The organism is Micromonospora sp. DT178 (assembly GCF_049841695.1).
Classification (GTDB): domain Bacteria; phylum Actinomycetota; class Actinomycetes; order Mycobacteriales; family Micromonosporaceae; genus Micromonospora.
Genome location: NZ_JBNCKV010000001.1, coordinates 203,037 through 215,983, shown reverse-complemented (window position 1 = coordinate 215,983; position 12,947 = coordinate 203,037). Strand labels below are relative to the sequence as shown.

Below are 12,947 nucleotides of genomic sequence, written 5' to 3'. Positions count from 1 at the left end.
CGGGCTTCTACCGCACGGACTCGCGCTCGTCCGGCTCGGAGAGCACGAAGACCGGCGCCGCCGCCAAGCCGGCGAAGTCCGACTCGTCCTCCGGCGGTGACTCCGGCTCGTCCGGCGGGTCCTCGTCGTCGGGCTCGTCCGCCGGTTCCTCGTCCTCGTCGTCGGGCTCGTCCTCGTCGTCGGGCTCGGGCGGCTCCACCGGCGGCGGGGGCAAGGCCCCGGCCGCCAGCAGCGCCAGCTCCTCCTGACCCACGCCGCCCCGGCCCGGGACCGGCCCCCGAATCTGGGCCGGTCCCGGGCCGGGGCGCGCTCGTCCACAGCTCGGCGGAGGTTTTCCACAGCCCGGCGCGGGTCCTCGACAGGGCACCGACGGGCGTCCACCGGGCGGCGGTGGCCCGCTCAGTCCCAGTGCGGGGGGCGCTCCGCGAGCAGCCAGTCGTCGTTGCCGCCCGAGCGCTCGCCCCAGCCCCGGTCGGTGTCGTCGGCGGTCTGCTCGGGCAGCACCACGAAGTCGTCGCTGAGGTCGACGGCGCGGTCGTCGTCGCCGCGTGCCGTCGGCGTGCCCGGATCCTCGGTGATGCTCACGAGCGGCAAGACTAGCGCAGCCACCCCCGGCGGGAGCGGCGGACGAACCGCCGGGCCGCCGCGTCCGGCCGGCCGCCGGGCCGGGGCGTTGGTAGCGTCGGACGGCGTGACGACCCCCACCTCCGGCGGCTCCCCGGACGACTACTGGCGGCGGCCCGACGCCTCGCCCGAGCGGCCCACGGGCGTGCCCCCGGGGCCGGCCGCGTCGCCCCCGGCGCGTGGGAGCGGCTACCCGGGCCCGCCCGCGACCACCCCGCCCCCGGCCGGATGGCGCCCACCGGTGCACCTGCGACCGCCACCGCCCCGGCGACTGCCGCCGCAGGACATGGCGGAAATCGACGCGGCAGAGCAGCGGGCGCAGCGGCTCACGTACGGCGTGGGCACGGTGGCCGCCGTGGTGCTGGTGGTCCTCGTCTGCGTGCTCTGCTCCCGGCTCGTGTTCTGACCGGGGCCCGGTGGCCGGCCTCCCGCCGCCCGTCGGCCCGCCGCGACCGGCGGGACGTCAGAGGGTGTTGCCCCAGACGGTCTCGGCCCCGGAGTGCCCGGTCAGGTAGACGTAGACGAGGCTGACGACGCCGAGCGCCACCACCGCGACCGACAGCACCGGGGTCACCCAGGACGGCAGCTTCGGCACCCGCCGGTGCCCGCTCGTCACCGCGAGCAGCAGCAGCGACGCCACGGCCAGCGGCAGCACCCAGCGGAACAGGATGTCGCCGTAGCGCGAGTGCGCGAAGATCTGTTCCACGATCGGGCCCTGCATGCCCCGGGCGACGAACGCGTCCGTCAGCTCCTCCCCCGACTCGACCGCGACGAAGGCCGACACGGGCGCCACCACGGCGAGGATCGCCACCGCCCAGTCCAGCCGCGACCGGAACCGGGGCAACGCCACGTACGCGGCGGAGAGCAGCGCCAGCAGCGGCACGAGCACGACGACCGCGTGCACCACCAGCACGTGGGCCGGCAGACCCAGGATCTCCTTGAACATCCACACCTCCGGCGGTACGCGGTCGCGGGGCCAGCGTACGGTGCGCCGGTCGACCCGCCCAGTCAATCTCGATCGGGAACACGCGCCCGGAGCCGGTCCGGTTCACCGTTCCCCGGCGAGGAGCCCGCCGACCCGGCGGCCGGCTCGGGGCGACCGGGTTGTGGCCGGCGCCACCTCTCCCGGAGGCCGGTTGTCGGTCCCCGGCCCGCGTGCTGTCATTGGCACGTGCCCGGTGGCGAGGAACTGCTCCGGTCGAGGGGCCTGCGGGTCACCCGGCCGCGTCTCGCCGTGCTCGACGTCCTGGCCGCCGGCGGCCACCTCGAGGTCGACGAGATCACCCGCCGGGTGCGCCAGCGCCTCGACTCGGTCTCCACCCAGGCCGTCTACGACGTGCTGGGCGCGCTGTCCCGGGCCGGGCTGTCCCGCCGCATCGAGCCGGCCGGCAGCCCCGCCCGCTACGAGGCCCGCGCCGGGGACAACCACCACCACGTCGTCTGCCGGGGCTGCGGCGAGATCGCCGACATCGACTGCGCGGTCGGCAGCGCGCCCTGCCTGGACCCGGACATCGCCCACGGGTTCGAGGTCGACGAGGCGGAAGTGACGTTCTGGGGCCTCTGCCCCACCTGCCAGGCCCGCCGCTCCGCCGACGACTGACGGCCGACGGCTCTCCGCGCGGCGCCCGGTGGCGGGGCGTGGCACGCTTGGGCGGTGGACTCCGATGACCTCGGCCTCTTCGGTCCGGGTTCGGTCACGTGGAAGGTGCACGAGGAGCCGATCCTGATCGTCGCCGGCCTGCGTTCGCTCTACCTCCAGTCGTTGCATCCCCGGGCCATGGCCGGGGTCGCCCAGAACAGCAACTACCGCTCCGACGCCTGGGGCCGCCTGGTGCGCACCGCCACCTACGTGGGCACCACCATCTACGGCACCACCGCCGAGGCGGAGGCCGCCGGGCTCCGGGTCCGCCGCCGGCACGCCCGCCTGCGGGCCACCGACCTGTTCACCGGGGAGGAGTTCCGGGTCGACGACCCCGAACTGCTGCGCTGGGTGCACGTCACCGAGGTCGAGTCGTTCCTCGACACGGCCCGCCGGGCCGGGCTGCCGCTGACCGCCGACGAGATCGACGGCTACTACACCGAGCAGCGGCGCTCCGCCGCCCTGGTCGGCCTCGACCCGGCGACGGTGCCGGGCACCGCCGCCGAGGTGGCCGACTACTACCGGCGGATCCGTCCGGAGCTGCGGATGACCCGCGAGGCGGCCGAGACCGCGCTCTTCCTCACCGCGCCGCCGATCCCGTGGAAGCTCAGCCTGCCCGCCCGGATCGGGCTCAACCTCGGGCCGCCCCGCTGGGCGTACTTCGGCATCGCCGGCACGGCGCTCGCGCTGCTGCCGGCCTGGGCCCGGCGGATGTACGGCGGGCTCGGCCTGCCCACGACCGCGCTCTCGGCCGACCTGAGCGTCCGGGCGCTGCGGCTGACCCTCGCCGCGTTGCCCCGCCGGTGGCGGGAGGGGCCGTTGCAGCAGGCCGCCAAGGAACGCGCCGCCGCCGCCACGTTGACGGCCCCGGGCGCCGCCCGGCTCGCCGGCACGCCGGCCTGAGGGCGACGGCTGGGCGGCTGCCGGCTGGGCCGTGCCCTGCCGCTCAGTCCTGGCCGGGCACCGGATCGGCGGCGCGCTCGACGGCCGCCCACGGCTCCTTGCCCGGCGCCTGCGCCCCCACGGGGCAGGTGCGCCGGTAGTCGCACCAGCCGCAGCGCGGGCCCGGCGTGGTCGGGAACGCCTCGTCGGGGTCCTCCCCGTCGGCGACCGCCCGCTCGGCGGCCATGATGTCGCGGGCGGTCTCCTCCGCGCGGGTGAGCTGCCGGGCCAGGGACTCCACGGTGTGCTCGTGCGCGGCCACCGTGCCGGTCGGCAGGTGGTGCAGCTCCACCCGGCGGCACGGCCGGCGGAACACCCGCTCGGCGGCGTACGCGTAGAGCGCCAGCGCCTGCGAGCCGCGCGCGTCGTCGGCGTCCAGCCCCGTGCGGCCCGTCTTGTAGTCGACGATCACCAGCTCCGGGCCGTCGGGCCCGGGGCGGGAGTCGATCCGGTCGGCCCGGCCGTTGAAGGCCAGCACGGCGGTCTTGACCGCCACCACCCGCTCCACGCCGAGCGGGTCGGCACCGGGCTCCAGGGTCTCGACGTAGGACTCCAGCCAGCCCAGGGCCCGCCGGTAGGCCGCCCGCTCCTGCTCGTCGTCGCGGTAGCCCTCGCGCACCCAGGTGCCCTTGAGCAACGCGGCGAGCGCCTCCGGCCGGCGCCGGTCAGGGCTCAGCGCGTACCAGTTCTTCAGGGCAGTGTGCACGCTCGCGCCGAGGGAGTTGTGCGCCCACGGCGGACCCTTCTGCGGGGCCGGACGGTCGACGTAGGAGTAGCGGTAGCGCCGGGGACAGTCGGCGTAGGCGCCCAGCTTGCTGGGGGTGCAGACGAAGAGCCGCTCCGGCATGCCCTCGAAGCCGAGCTGCTCGGGCTGCTCGCCGCGCTGCCGGGGCGCCCGGCCGCCGCCGGTGGAGGACCGTCCCGCTGAAGAGGCTCGTCGCACACCGCGATCCTGCCATCCACCCCCGACGGAACCGGCCGCCGGTCAGGTCATGTTGGCGTACTGGGTCACGAACGCGGCCACCGCGTCCGCGATGAGCTGCACCGCGATCGCGGCCAGCAGCAGGCCGGCGATCCGGGTCAGCACCTCGATCCCGCCGGGACGCAGGATCTTGACGATCCCGCCGGAGAACCGCAGCACGACCCACACGGTGACCATCACGGCCACGATCGCGGCGGCGATGGCCGTGACGTCCGCCCCGCCGTCGGCCTGCTGGACGAAGAGCATGGTGGCCACGATGGCGCCGGGACCGGCCAGCAGCGGTGTGCCCAGCGGCACCAGGGCGATGTTCGAGGTGACCTGCTGGCTCGGGTCGTCGGCCTTGCCGGTCAGCAGCTCCAGCGCCACCAGGATGAGCAGCAACCCGCCGGCGGCCTGGAGGGCCGGCAGGTCCACGTGCAGGTAGTCGAGCAGCGTCTGCCCCGCCACCGCGAAGATCACGATCACGCCCAGCGCCAGGGCGACGGCCTGCCAGGCGGCGCGGTTGCGGTCCCGCGCAGTCAGCGGGCCGGTCAGCGCCAGGAAGATGGGCATCATGCCCGGCGGGTCGACGATCACCAGCAGGGTCACGAAGACCTCGCCGAACAGCTTGGCATCCACGTGATCAACGTAGCCGCGCCGCCGTGGGCGGAAACGCGGATCAGCCGGAAGCGACCTCGGTCACTCCGCTCGCCTCGGCGACGATCCGCTCGTACGCCCCGGGGTCGGTGGTGAACGCCCCGAGCCGGACGGTCTTGTGGGTGCCGTGGAAGTCCGACGAGCCGGTCACCAGCAGGCCCAGCTCGTCGGCCAGGGCCCGCACGTGCGCCCGCTCGGCCGGAGAGTGGTCCTCGTGGTCGACCTCCAGCCCCGCCAGCCCGATCGCGGCCAGGTCGGCGATCAGCTCGTCGGGCGCGATCCGCCCCCGCCGGGTGGCCCGGGGGTGGGCGAAGACCGGCACGCCGCCCGCCGCGCGGACGAGCCGGACCGCGCGGAAGACGTCGATGTCCTCCTTGGGTAGGCGGTAGCGCTCGCCCAGCCAGTCCGGCCCGAACGCCTCCGTGGTGGTGGCCACCAGGCCGGCCCGGATCAGCGCCTGCGCGATGTGCGGCCGGCCCACGGTCCCGCCGCCCGCGCCGGTCAGGATCTCCGGCCAGCTCACGTCGATCCCGTCGGCCCGCAGCAGCGCCACGATCCGCTCGCCCCGCTCCTCGCGGGCGGCCCGCACCCGGGCCAGTTCCGCGACGAGTTCCGGGGCGTCCGGGTCGAACAGGTACGCCAGCAGGTGCAGCGGCAGCGCCGGCTCCTCGCCGTACCACCGGCAGGAGAGCTCGGCGCCACGGACCAGGCTGAGCCCGGCCGGCAGCGCCGCCAGGGCCGGCGTCCAGCCGGCCGTGGTGTCGTGGTCGGTGATCGCCACGACGTCCAGCCCCGACTCCGCCGCCGCCCGCACCAGCTCGGCCGGGCTGAGGGTGCCGTCGCTGGCGGTGGAGTGGGTGTGCAGGTCGATCCGCGGTGCCGCGCTCATCGGCCCGACGCTACCGGCCGGCGGCCCGCCCCGGGCGCGCGGGCGCGGTCAGGGACGGCGGTCGCCGCCCACCGGCACCGCGCGTTCTCCCTCGGGCAGGCCGGTCACGGGCACGGACACGGACACCTCGCCGTCGAGTGCCCGGCTCACCTCGACCCGCACCAGGGCGCCGTCCGCGTCCGGGTAGTGGGCCGTCCCCCGCGGCGTCCACGCCACCGGCCCGGCCACGGGCGGGCCGGCCGGGCGGGTCGCCGGTGCGGGGGCGAGCCGGTCCAGGTCGACCAGCAACGCGCGGTCCTGCCGGCCCGCCTTCCCGTTGGCCAGGAGCCACCGCCCGTCGGCGGACACCCCGCCGGCTCCGTCGCCGGCCAGCGTCGGCCCGCACCCGGTCCGCACCGGCGCGAGGTTCCGGGCCGGGTCGAGCAGGGCTATACAGGGTCGGCGGGGGGTGCCGGCGGAGACCAGCGCGACCGCCAGCCCGTCGGGGCGGGCGCCGTAGACGTGCAGGGCCGCGTCGCCCGCGTCGCGCGGCGGACCCGCCGCCGGGCGCCACAGGGCGTGACCGGGCCGGTCCGGGTCGAGGCGGACCAGGACCGTGTCGCCGGCGAAGGCGACCGGCGCCGCGTCGGACGGTGCCGGAGTGCGGGCGGCGGCGACGACCTGGGTGCCGACGATGCCCGCGACGACCAGATCCGCCCCCTCCCGCCAGGCGACCTGCCGCCCGTCCGGGCTGAGGACGATGTCCCGCGCCCCGGCCAGCAGCAGGTGCGCCGTGCCGTTCGGCAGCACGACCCACAGCGACCGGCCGGCCGCCGTCGGCGCGCCCACCACCGCCCAACCGGCCCCGTCGGGCAGCCGCTGGGCACGCTCGGCGGCCGTGCCCACCTCGGGCAGGGGGAGCCGCTGCCCGCCGACGGTGACCAGCACGTCGTGGAGGATGAGGTCCACCTCGCCCCGGCCCAGGTCGGCCTTCGGGACGGCCGACAGCTGCGGGGTCGGGTCCGGCAGCGGCGAGGCGTACGGGTCGCCGAGCACCACCGTGGGATGGGTGGGTCGGCCGGGCTGCTGCCCCAGCTGCGCCATCCCGGCGCCGACCGTCACGGTGGCCACCGCGGCGAGGGCGATCCCGGTCAGCGTCCGCCGGCGCCGGGACCGGTCGGCCCGCCGGATCGCCAGCCCCGCCGGATCGGCGACGAGCGGGCGCGCGACGGACACCCGGCGGGCGAACGCCTCCCGTACCGCCTGCTCCAGCTCGTCCTCGGTCACGGCGAATGGACGCGTCGGGCCTTCGGTCCGGTTGTCACCACGGCCGACCGGACGGCTCACCGGTGTTCCCCGGTGCCGGCCGGTACGACCGGGAAGGCGGCCTGCCGGCCGCGCTGCTCGTCGCGGGCGGTACGCGCCCCGGCTCCGGCCCGCGCCCCCGACGCGACGGGCACCGGGTCGCCCGCCGACTCGTCGGTCGGCTCGGCGTCCGGCGTGCGACGCCCGGCGTCCGACGCCGGAGGCACGGTGGCCGCCTGCGCCGGAGGTTCGGTGGCCGCCTGCGCCGGAGGTTCGGTGGCGGCACCGCCCGGGACGGCGGCGCTGCCCGCCGCGGCCGGCGCGACGAGCGGTGGCCTGGCGTTCGTCGCCGCGACCACGGCCGCCGCGTCCTCGCCCACCACCATCGTCGGCGCCCCGTAGGCCGTCGACCGGCGGACCGGCGCGGGACGGTCGGCGCCGCCCTGCGCGGGAGCGGGACGGTCCGCGCCGCCGCGGGCGGGGGTGGACCGGTCGGTGCCGTCGTCCCGGGGCAGGGCCGGGGTCGGGTCGGCCCCGGTCGGCAGGTCGAGGGCGGCCTCGGCGCCCATCCGGCGGCGCAGGGTGCCCAGGGCGCGCGACGTCTGGCTCTTGACCGTGCCCGGCGAGATGCCGAGCAGCGCGGCGGTCTGCGCCTCGGACATGTCCTCGTAGAAGCGCAGCACGAGCACCGCCCGCTGCCGGCTGGGCAGCGCGCTCAGGTGACGCCAGAGCAGGTCCCGGTCGAGCTGCTGCTCGATCTCGTCGATGCCGGGCCGCTCCGGCAGCACCTCGGTGGGGCGTTCACCGTGCCAACGCCGCCGCCACCAGCTGGTCGAAGTGTTGATCATGACCCGGCGGGCGTACGGCTCGATCGCCTCGATCCCGCCGAGCCGCTTCCAGGCCAGGTACGTCTTGGTCAACGCGGTCTGCAACAGGTCCTCGGCGGTGGCCCAGTCCCCGCTGAGCAGGTAGGCGGTGCGCAGTAGGGCGCTGGAGCGGGCCGCGACGAAGTCGCGGAACTCCTCCTCCAAGGGATCCCTGCTCACCACCGGCCACCTCCGCGCCCCGTTTCCCTGGCAGGTTGCCATGCCCGGGGTGCTCGGGTCGACGGCGAACGGTGCGCAGTTCCTCCGATGTTCGGACGAAAAGTTTCACGCCCCGTCGTCGGCCTTGGCCTCGTCGGCCTCCTTGCCCAGCCGTGCCTCGACCGCCTGCGGCTCGTACATCTCCTCGACGACGCGCAGGTAGAGCTCGTTGGGGTTGGGCAGGTTCTTGATCTCACGCAGCGCCTGCTCCTGACCGGCGGACTCCAGCACGAACGTGCCGTAGTTGAGCGCCCGGCCGGTCGGGGTCTGCTCGTACTTCATGTCGGTGACCCGGACCAGCGGCATCATCGCGACCCGCCGGGTGATGATCCCGTTGACCACCATCACCCGCTTGTTGGTCAGGATGAAGCGGTCGTACCACCAGTCGGCGACCTTCCAGGCCACCCACCCCATCACAGCGAACCAGAGCAGCACCGCGATCGTGGTGAGCGCGCCCACGTCCTGCCCGGCGAGGAAGCCGGAGAGGTAGCCCAGCACGAAGGTGGCGGCGATGCCGACCAGCAGTGGGGTGGAGAGGTGGATCCAGTGCCGCTTCCACTCGCCCCGGTAGCGCTCGGTCGGGAAGAGGTAGCGGGCCACCAGCGAGCTGGGCTCGTCCTCCAACGGCAGCACCCGGCGCGGCGCCATGCCGGCGGCGTCGGCCCGCAGACCGGCCAGCTCGTCCTCGGAGATCTGCGGCGGCTGGTAGCCGGCCTCCGGGTCACGGACCCAGGCCCGACCGGACCGCCCCTCCCCGGCGTACGCCGGGCCGTCACCGAAGCCGGCGTCATCCGAGAGGGAGGGGCCGTCGGAGAGGCCCGGACCGGTGCCGTAGCCCGGCCCGTCGTCGGGACCGATCCGAGGGATCGGCTCCGTGTCTCGCTCCCGGCGCTCCCGATCGGGATCGTCGGGATCGAAGGGTGGACCGGAGGGGTTTCCCATCGGCGGCTAGGCGACGAGGCTGGTGAAGAAGTCGCCGAACCCCTGGGCGATGTCCATGATCCCGCCGCCCAGTGACTTGAACACGTCCGCCGCAGAATTTGGCCGATATGCGACGAAAAAGATCAAGAATGCGATTCCGGCCCAGGTGAGGACCTTCTTGACCATGGCGGGCCATCCTCTCGCGCGGCGCCGGGTCCCATTACCGCAGCGGCACCCAGAGTATCAGTGTGGTGTCGTACAGTGAATATCTGCGTCCGTTCTCCGACATTCCGGGATGCCTGTCAAGCCCTGAGGCCCGTCAAGCCTTCCCGTGCAGATACGGAGACGGTGCGCCGTACACGAGCTCGGGCGGTGTCCACTCGGTCAGGTCGTGCAGCACGACATCTTCCGCGAGCAGGTGACCCGCACTCGCCGGCCAGGCTATCGCATGGAGCCACAATCCCCGAGCCTCGCCGGCGTACGCGCTTCGATCCGTCGGCGAGTTCACGAGCCACAGTGGAGTGGGATGACCGGCCACCTTGATCCTGGCCTGCCCGACGTGCTCCGGATGCCCCGGCCCGGGATCGGTCAACGCCTGCGCGAGTTCCGGGCCCGGATCCGGGCCGGCCAGCCCCGCGAACCGGGTGCCCAGGCCGACGCCCGGCTCCTCGGCCACGAAGACCAGGTCCGCGGGGCCCCCGCCGAGTGGCTCCGGCCCGGCGCAGGCGACCGCCGTGGCACGCACCCCGGTGCGGTCGTCGCCGGCGTACGCCACGCCGGTCATGGTCCAGCCGGTCGGCAGCGGCCACGGGCACCACAACGGCGTCCTCGGCCGGGTCGGCGGGTCGGCGGCGGCGACGATCCGGTCCACCACGCTGGCCACGATGTCGGTCCCGATGTGCTCGGGCACGTGCAGCGGGGAAACCGGCCCGCAGTCCAGGCAGCGCGACTCGGTGTGCATCAGGTCCGGCGCCCGCACCGGTCCACCACATTTCGGGCAACTCACCGCGACACTCACCATCCCACCGTCACCCCCGCACGCCGCCCCGTCAAGCGGAGCGCCCGTTTCGGTGCCGCCGGACGGCGTCGGGCGGCCCTACATCGGGCCCGCTCAGCGGTGCCGCCGGACGGGACCGCATCGGGCCCGCTCGGCGGTGCCCGGGCCGCGTCGGGCGGGACCGTCTCGGGCCCGATCAGCCCGGTGGTGGACCGGCGTGTGCACGGATCCAGGCGTGCATGGCGATGCCGCTGGCCACGCCGGCGTTGATCGACCGGGTGGAGCCGTACTGGGCGATCGAGAAGAGCTGGTCGCAGGCGGCACGCGCCGGGTCCGAGAGGCCCGGGCCCTCCTGCCCGAACAGCAGGACGCAGCGCCGGGGCAGGGTGGTGCTCTCCAGCGGTCGGGAGCCGGGCAGGTTGTCGATGCCGACGACCGGCAGTTCCCGCCCGGCCGCCCAGGCGACGAACTCCTCGATGGTCTCGTGGTGCCGGACGTGCTGGTAGCGGTCGGTCACCATGGCACCGCGCCGGTTCCACCGCCGGCGGCCGACGACGTGCACCTCGGCGGCGAGGAAGGCGTTGGCGTTGCGGACGACCGTGCCGATGTTGAAGTCGTGCTGCCAGTTCTCGATCGCCACGTGGAAGTCGTGCCGCCGCCGGTCGAGGTCGGCCACCACGGCCTCGCGCCGCCAGTAGCGGTACCGGTCGACGACGTTGCGCCGGTCGCCCTCGGCGAGCAGCTCGGGGTCGTACCGCGGGTCGTCCGGCGGGTCCCCGGGCCACGGTCCCACGCCGACGTCGAGCTGGTCTCCGGTCACGGTCACGCAGGGTACGGCCTGCGGGCCCCGCCCCGGGTCGCCACCCCGGCGCGCCACTGCCCCGGGCCGGGGCGGACGGACCGCCCGGCGCGGCTCAGCGCAGCCCCAGCGCCCCGCCGAGCCGGTCGAGGAAGCGACGGTCGGCGGGGGCCGGCGGCAGCCCCGGGGCCCCGGCCGTCGCCGCCCTGCACACCCGGGCCGCCACCGACTGCACCCACTGCCGGTACGCGGCCGAGTCGGCGGGGTCGGCCCGCCGCCGCAGCACCCGGGTCGCGGCCCGGCAGGCGGCGAGCAGGTCCACCACGTCGGCGAGGCGCTCGACGGGATCGGTCGCCCCGTCGTGCCGGGCGTAGATGGCGGCGACCACCGCGCGTACGAGATCGCTGTCGAAGGCCCGGCCGGCCGCGACCGCGTCCAGGCCCGCGAGCCCGGCGGCGACTCCCGGGTGCTGCCGTCCGGGGCCGGGCGCGGCGGCGGCCACGATCACGCGGCCGGGCAGGCTGGTCAGCAGATCCCACTCGGCGGCGGAGTAGACGGCGGTGGTCAGCGGTGCGGCACGGCGGCCGGCAGAGGACGGCTCTCCGGCGACGGAGTGGCTCATGGGGACCTCCGGCGCCAGCATATGCCCCGGATCGGAAAAAGGGCCCCTACCACCCGGAACCCGGATGAGAAGGGCCCGTCGATCAGCGCGGCTCGGGGAAGCTGGGCCGTTCCGGGTCGACGCCCTCGGGCACCGCCGTCGCCGCGTACTCCTTCTTGGGGACCATCACCCGGCGGCGGAACACGCACACCATCGTGCCGTCCTGGTTGTAGCCCCGGGTCTCCACGGAGACCACGCCCCGGTCGGGCTTGGAGGACGACTCGCGCTTGTCCAGCACGGTGGTCTCGCCGTAGATCGTGTCGCCGTGGAAGGTGGGCGCCACGTGCCGCAGGGACTCCACCTCGAGGTTCGCGATGGCCTTGCCGCTGACGTCGGGCACCGACATGCCCAGCAGCAGGGAGTAGATGTAGTTGCCGACCACCACGTTGCGCTTGAACTGGCTCGCCGTCGCGGCGTAGTGCGCGTCCATGTGCAGCGGGTGGTGGTTCATGGTGAGCAGGCAGAAGAGGTGGTCGTCGTACTCGGTGACCGTCTTGCCGGGCCAGTGCCGGTAGACCGCGCCGACCTCGAACTCCTCGTAGTAGCGGCCGAACTGCATCCTTGTCCCCTTCGACGGGCGGCGATGGAGTTCGGCACAGCATGCCTTATGGAGTGTTAAGGCGAGGCGCGGGGCGCGGGGCGTGCGGAAATGTCACACCGCCACAACCGGGGGGAGACGCAATGAGCGGCGGGGCCCTCCCCGGCACCCGCCGCCCACGCTCTGATGCGGAAGATTCTGCCGCACGACAAGGGGACCCGAACAGAGACGGAGGTCACATTTACCTTTTCGTAACACTACTGTGCGTGCTTGACCGACCGGCCCCCGGCGATCTCCACACGCCGGATAGCCGCTTGTCAACCGCCTGATTGCTCATTCGTTCCGGTCAATCGTGTCGATCTCCATGGAAACGCTCCCATCACGACCGGTCACGCAAATGCGTCGTGCACTTGCGTACCGCAACGGCAGGCGGGAACAACCGACATCGATGCGAACGTGACCTGCGCAACGCCGTGACGAGGACGTTTCGGCGGGGGCGGGCCGGGAATTCCACGCGGTACGCCCTGGTTCCACCAGACGTAGCTATTCCGCGCCGATCGGAGACTTTCATGGCAACCGTAGAGCTGACCACGGCAAACTTCGACGAGGTGACCGGCAGCGACGGCATCGTGCTGGTCGACTTCTGGGCCGAGTGGTGCGGCCCGTGCAAGCGGTTCGCCCCGGTCTACGAGCGCTCCTCCGACAAGCACTCCGAGATCGTGTTCGGCAAGGTCGACACCGAGGCGCAGCAGGAGCTGGCCGCCAAGTTCGACATCCGCTCGATCCCGACCATCATGGCGATCCGCGACGGCGTCATCGTCTTCGCCCAGCCCGGCGCCCTCCCCGAGTCCGCCCTGGAGAACCTGATCGAGCAGGTCCAGGCCCTCGACATGGACGACGTCCGCAACAAGCTGGCCGGGCACAGCCACTGAGCCGCGGCGCTCCACGAC

At 74.5% G+C, this 12,947-nt stretch carries 18 protein-coding genes; 4 read left to right on the top strand and 14 right to left on the bottom strand.

What is annotated here, in order from left to right; all coding sequences use genetic code 11:
• Positions 1-7: 7 nt before the first annotated feature.
• Both ACLQ22_RS01100 and ACLQ22_RS01095 read right to left on the bottom strand, forming a co-directional pair.
• Positions 8-253, bottom strand: coding sequence for a hypothetical protein (locus ACLQ22_RS01100; protein ID WP_425691075.1), 246 nt, complete (start codon positions 251-253; stop codon positions 8-10).
• A 146-nt stretch (positions 254-399) separates the two neighbouring features.
• On the bottom strand, positions 400-594 hold the full coding sequence (locus tag ACLQ22_RS01095) for a hypothetical protein (RefSeq protein ID WP_425690647.1): 195 nt from the start codon (positions 592-594) through the stop codon (positions 400-402).
• A 97-nt stretch (positions 595-691) separates the two neighbouring features.
• Between ACLQ22_RS01095 and ACLQ22_RS01090 the strand changes: the two genes are divergently transcribed.
• Entirely contained in the window at positions 692-1,030 is a 339-nt protein-coding gene (locus ACLQ22_RS01090) for a hypothetical protein (RefSeq protein ID WP_425690646.1), read from the top strand.
• 57 nt (positions 1,031-1,087) lie between these two features.
• Here ACLQ22_RS01090 and ACLQ22_RS01085 read toward each other — a convergent pair whose 3' ends face one another.
• The gene (locus ACLQ22_RS01085) at positions 1,088-1,570 is read right to left on the bottom strand and encodes a DUF2231 domain-containing protein (RefSeq protein WP_425690645.1); all 483 of its coding nucleotides are present in this window, start codon (positions 1,568-1,570) and stop codon (positions 1,088-1,090) included.
• A gap of 225 nt (positions 1,571-1,795) precedes the next feature.
• Here ACLQ22_RS01085 and ACLQ22_RS01080 point away from each other — a divergent pair, with 225 nt between their 5' ends.
• Together ACLQ22_RS01080 and ACLQ22_RS01075 are read left to right on the top strand one after the other, a co-directional pair.
• The gene (locus tag ACLQ22_RS01080) at positions 1,796-2,224 is read left to right on the top strand and encodes a Fur family transcriptional regulator (protein WP_089002133.1); all 429 of its coding nucleotides are present in this window, start codon (positions 1,796-1,798) and stop codon (positions 2,222-2,224) included.
• Positions 2,225-2,278: 54 nt separating this feature from the next.
• Complete coding sequence (locus ACLQ22_RS01075) at positions 2,279-3,166, top strand: oxygenase MpaB family protein (RefSeq protein ID WP_425690644.1); 888 nt, start codon at positions 2,279-2,281, stop codon at positions 3,164-3,166.
• 43 nt (positions 3,167-3,209) lie between these two features.
• Here ACLQ22_RS01075 and ACLQ22_RS01070 read toward each other — a convergent pair whose 3' ends face one another.
• The 11 genes from ACLQ22_RS01070 to ACLQ22_RS01020 form a co-directional block, all read right to left on the bottom strand.
• Positions 3,210-4,052, bottom strand: coding sequence for a RecB family exonuclease (locus ACLQ22_RS01070; RefSeq protein ID WP_425691052.1), 843 nt, complete (start codon positions 4,050-4,052; stop codon positions 3,210-3,212).
• Positions 4,053-4,190: 138 nt separating this feature from the next.
• The gene (locus ACLQ22_RS01065) at positions 4,191-4,805 is read right to left on the bottom strand and encodes a MarC family protein (RefSeq protein ID WP_132231586.1); all 615 of its coding nucleotides are present in this window, start codon (positions 4,803-4,805) and stop codon (positions 4,191-4,193) included.
• 40 nt (positions 4,806-4,845) lie between these two features.
• Entirely contained in the window at positions 4,846-5,712 is an 867-nt protein-coding gene (locus ACLQ22_RS01060) for a PHP domain-containing protein (RefSeq protein WP_425690643.1), read from the bottom strand.
• Between the two features lie 48 nt (positions 5,713-5,760).
• Positions 5,761-6,978 carry a hypothetical protein gene (locus ACLQ22_RS01055; RefSeq protein WP_425690642.1) on the bottom strand — a complete coding sequence of 406 codons (1,218 nt, stop codon included), beginning with the start codon at positions 6,976-6,978 and terminating at the stop codon, positions 5,761-5,763.
• A gap of 56 nt (positions 6,979-7,034) precedes the next feature.
• The gene (locus tag ACLQ22_RS01050; RefSeq protein WP_425690641.1) at positions 7,035-8,042 is read right to left on the bottom strand and encodes a SigE family RNA polymerase sigma factor; all 1,008 of its coding nucleotides are present in this window, start codon (positions 8,040-8,042) and stop codon (positions 7,035-7,037) included.
• Between the two features lie 105 nt (positions 8,043-8,147).
• Entirely contained in the window at positions 8,148-9,023 is an 876-nt protein-coding gene (locus ACLQ22_RS01045; protein ID WP_425690640.1) for a PH domain-containing protein, read from the bottom strand.
• A 6-nt stretch (positions 9,024-9,029) separates the two neighbouring features.
• A complete protein-coding gene (locus ACLQ22_RS01040) occupies positions 9,030-9,188 on the bottom strand; it encodes a hypothetical protein (RefSeq protein ID WP_007455302.1) in 159 nt (52 codons plus the stop codon).
• A 133-nt stretch (positions 9,189-9,321) separates the two neighbouring features.
• Complete coding sequence (locus ACLQ22_RS01035; RefSeq protein ID WP_425690639.1) at positions 9,322-10,023, bottom strand: DUF6758 family protein; 702 nt, start codon at positions 10,021-10,023, stop codon at positions 9,322-9,324.
• Positions 10,024-10,195: 172 nt separating this feature from the next.
• Positions 10,196-10,819: a TrmH family RNA methyltransferase gene (locus ACLQ22_RS01030; protein WP_425690638.1), complete on the bottom strand. Its 624-nt coding sequence runs from the start codon at positions 10,817-10,819 to the stop codon at positions 10,196-10,198.
• A gap of 94 nt (positions 10,820-10,913) precedes the next feature.
• The gene (locus ACLQ22_RS01025; RefSeq protein WP_425690637.1) at positions 10,914-11,441 is read right to left on the bottom strand and encodes a hypothetical protein; all 528 of its coding nucleotides are present in this window, start codon (positions 11,439-11,441) and stop codon (positions 10,914-10,916) included.
• A 61-nt stretch (positions 11,442-11,502) separates the two neighbouring features.
• Positions 11,503-12,018: a MaoC family dehydratase gene (locus ACLQ22_RS01020; RefSeq protein WP_425690636.1), complete on the bottom strand. Its 516-nt coding sequence runs from the start codon at positions 12,016-12,018 to the stop codon at positions 11,503-11,505.
• Between the two features lie 548 nt (positions 12,019-12,566).
• On the opposite strand from ACLQ22_RS01020, the gene trxA reads away from it, so the two are divergent.
• Complete coding sequence (gene trxA, locus ACLQ22_RS01015) at positions 12,567-12,929, top strand: thioredoxin (protein ID WP_121396727.1); 363 nt, start codon at positions 12,567-12,569, stop codon at positions 12,927-12,929.
• The last annotated feature ends 18 nt before the right edge of the window (positions 12,930-12,947 follow it).

Coding starts and splice junctions, on each gene's coding strand:
- ACLQ22_RS01085 (WP_425690645.1), bottom strand. CDS start 1,570: ATGTTCAAGGAGATCCTGGGTCTGCCGGCCCACGTGCTGGTGGTGCAC.
- ACLQ22_RS01070 (WP_425691052.1), bottom strand. CDS start 4,052: ATGCCGGAGCGGCTCTTCGTCTGCACCCCCAGCAAGCTGGGCGCCTAC.
- ACLQ22_RS01060 (WP_425690643.1), bottom strand. CDS start 5,712: ATGAGCGCGGCACCGCGGATCGACCTGCACACCCACTCCACCGCCAGC.
- ACLQ22_RS01045 (WP_425690640.1), bottom strand. CDS start 9,023: ATGGGAAACCCCTCCGGTCCACCCTTCGATCCCGACGATCCCGATCGG.
- ACLQ22_RS01040 (WP_007455302.1), bottom strand. CDS start 9,188: ATGGTCAAGAAGGTCCTCACCTGGGCCGGAATCGCATTCTTGATCTTT.
- ACLQ22_RS01035 (WP_425690639.1), bottom strand. CDS start 10,023: ATGGTGAGTGTCGCGGTGAGTTGCCCGAAATGTGGTGGACCGGTGCGG.
- ACLQ22_RS01025 (WP_425690637.1), bottom strand. CDS start 11,441: ATGCTGGCGCCGGAGGTCCCCATGAGCCACTCCGTCGCCGGAGAGCCG.
- ACLQ22_RS01020 (WP_425690636.1), bottom strand. CDS start 12,018: ATGCAGTTCGGCCGCTACTACGAGGAGTTCGAGGTCGGCGCGGTCTAC.
- trxA (WP_121396727.1), top strand. CDS start 12,567: ATGGCAACCGTAGAGCTGACCACGGCAAACTTCGACGAGGTGACCGGC.